The 2,376-nt window shown below is 70.2% G+C and carries 3 protein-coding genes; all 3 read left to right on the top strand.

Annotation, left to right across the window (positions count from 1 at the left end):
• Positions 1-70: 70 nt before the first annotated feature.
• The 3 genes from tnpA to tnpC all read left to right on the top strand — a co-directional run bounded on the left by tnpA (position 71) and on the right by tnpC (position 2,286).
• Positions 71-385 carry an IS66 family insertion sequence element accessory protein TnpA gene (gene tnpA / locus D7V88_RS40705; protein WP_120545855.1) on the top strand — a complete coding sequence of 105 codons (315 nt, stop codon included), beginning with the start codon at positions 71-73 and terminating at the stop codon, positions 383-385.
• A 4-nt stretch (positions 386-389) separates the two neighbouring features.
• Complete coding sequence (gene tnpB, locus D7V88_RS40700; RefSeq protein ID WP_120545854.1) at positions 390-755, top strand: IS66 family insertion sequence element accessory protein TnpB; 366 nt, start codon at positions 390-392, stop codon at positions 753-755.
• A gap of 115 nt (positions 756-870) precedes the next feature.
• A complete protein-coding gene (gene tnpC, locus D7V88_RS40695) occupies positions 871-2,286 on the top strand; it encodes an IS66 family transposase (RefSeq protein ID WP_120545853.1) in 1,416 nt (471 codons plus the stop codon).
• Positions 2,287-2,376 lie beyond the last annotated feature (90 nt).

Genomic DNA, 2,376 nt, shown 5'->3' with positions numbered 1-2,376 from the left:
GTAACCGTCCGGCCAACGACGTGCGGTGAGGGATTGCCGGCGTAGCGGTGCGCGGCGGACGCTGGTGGGCATGGCGAAGCAGGTGGCGAAGCCGGAGTGGGCGTGCGTCGCGGAAGCGTTCGAGGCCAGCGGTTTGACGCAGCGGGAGTTCGCGTTGGCGCGGGGCGTGAGGCTGAGCACGTTGCAGTCGTGGGTGTACCGGAGGCGACGGGCCGAGCCGGCGCGAGGTGAGTCGGTGCGTCTGTTGCCGGTGCAGGTGGCGACGGCGACAGCATCGGCCGAGCCGGTGGTGGAGGTGATGGCGGCGAGCGGAGCGCGGGTGTGCTTCGCCGTCGGGACGGACGTGGCGTACGTCGCGCGTCTCGTCGCAGCGCTGGAGAAGTGAGGCGGTGTTCACACTTCCTGCCTCGGTGCGCGTGGTGCTGGCGACCGAGCCGGTGGACATGCGCAAGTCCATCGACGGGCTGATGGCGCTGGTGCGCACGGCGTGGGGCGAGGACGTCTACTCGGGGCACCTCTTCGCCTTCGTCTCCAGGCGGGGCGACCGCATCAAGGTGCTGACGTGGAGCCGGGGCGGCTTCGTGCTGCTGTACAAGCGGCTGGAAACGGGCCGCTTCCGGCTGCCGCGCGTGGAGGCGGACGCGAAGGCGGTGCAACTGGACGCCACGCAGCTAGCGATGCTGCTGGACGGCATCGACGTGGCCGAGGTGAAGCGCCAGCCTGCCTGGGCGCCCCCTGGGCGTACAGGTAGCTGAGCACGTCACCTCGTGAATGGCCTACCCGGCACGTTGTTGAGCGCGGGTGCCCAGAGTCCTCCCCCTCGACCATTTCTGCCCCTGGCGTGAGGAGGCCGAGGAGCTCCGCGAGCGGATGACGTCGCTGGAGTCGAAGATGGCCGCGCTGGAGCGGCGCGTCTTCGGCCAGAAGGCGGAGAAGCTGCCCCCTGTCGCCCAGGAGCTGAGAGGCGAGGCACGAAGCCCCGAGGAGGAGACAGCACGGGCCGAGGCTGCCCTGGCGAAGCGGCGGGAGCGCGCGGCCCGCAAGGCCGTGGAGACCCCGACGCGCGAGGTGCGGCACGCGGTGCCACCCAAGTCGAGGCGCTGCCCGGCGTGCGGCAGTAAGGACTTGAAGCCGCTGGGCATGGGTCGCACTTCGGTGATGTACGAGTGCGTGCCCACCTTCTTCGAGCGCCAGGTGCACATCCAGGAAGCCCTCGCGTGCGCTTGCGGCCAGGGCGTGGTGACGGCGCCTGCGCCCCGCAAGGTGGTGGACCGAGGCGAGTACGGCCCCGGCTTCCTGGCGCATGTGGTGACGTCCAAGTGCGCCGATGCCATGCCCCTGCACCGGCTCGCCCAGCGGATTGAAAGAGGCGGCGTGCCCATGCATCGCAGCACGCTGACGGACCTCTTCCACCAGGCCGCCTCGGTGGTGCGGCCCCTTTCCTCGCACCTCTTGCAAGTCATTGCGGCCTCCGAGGTGGTGTGGGCCGACGAAACGCCCGTGCGCGTGCTGGACGTGAAGAAGACGAAGCAAGGCTACCTGTGGACGTTCCTCACCCAGACGCCGAAGGGCGAGTGGCTGGTGGGTTACCGCTTCAGCCTGGGCCGAGCCAGCACGACACCGAAGGACGTGCTGGGCGGCACCCGGGGCGCCCTCGTGGTGGACGCGTACACGGGCTACAACGCGGTGACGCTGCCCGAAGGCCGCGTGCGCGTGGGCTGCTGGGCGCACGTGCGCCGCCGCTTCTTCGAGGCGCTGCCCACCGCGCCCGAGGCCCGTGAGGCCCTGGACTTCATCCTTGCCCTCTACCGGGTGGAGGCACAGGCCCGCGATGCGGGCCTCGTGCGGACCGACGCCCACCGCGAGCTGCGAAGGCAGCACAGCGCGCCTGCCCTCGCCGCGCTGAGCGCTTGGATGGAGGAACAGACCCCGCTCCACCTACCGAAGGGGCCGCTGGGGCAGGCTCTCGCCTATGCCCGAAAACAGTGGGACGCGCTCACCCGATTCGTCTCCGACGCGCGCCTGCCCTTGGACAACAACCGCAGCGAGGCGGCATTGCGAAAAGCGGCTCTGGGCAGGAAGAACTTTCTCTTCGTCGGCCACGAGGCCGCGGGCGAAAACCTCGCGGGCCTTTACGCGCTGGTCGCCACCTGCGAGGCCAACGGCGTCAACCCCGAGGAATACCTCGCCGACGTGCTGCTGCGCGTCCAGACGCACCCGAACGCCCGCATCGGGGAACTGCTGCCTCACGAGTGGAAGCGCCTGCGCGCCGCTGACGCGGCCTGAAGCCTCGCGTTTCAATCGGTCGCGCCGCTCGTCACGCACGCTTCCCGTCCGCCCTCAAGCGATCCGGCACGTCGTTGGCCGGACGGTTAC

It is taken from the genome of Corallococcus terminator (assembly GCF_003611635.1).
Classification (GTDB): domain Bacteria; phylum Myxococcota; class Myxococcia; order Myxococcales; family Myxococcaceae; genus Corallococcus; species Corallococcus terminator.
This window is presented reverse-complemented; position numbering and strand designations above follow the sequence as displayed.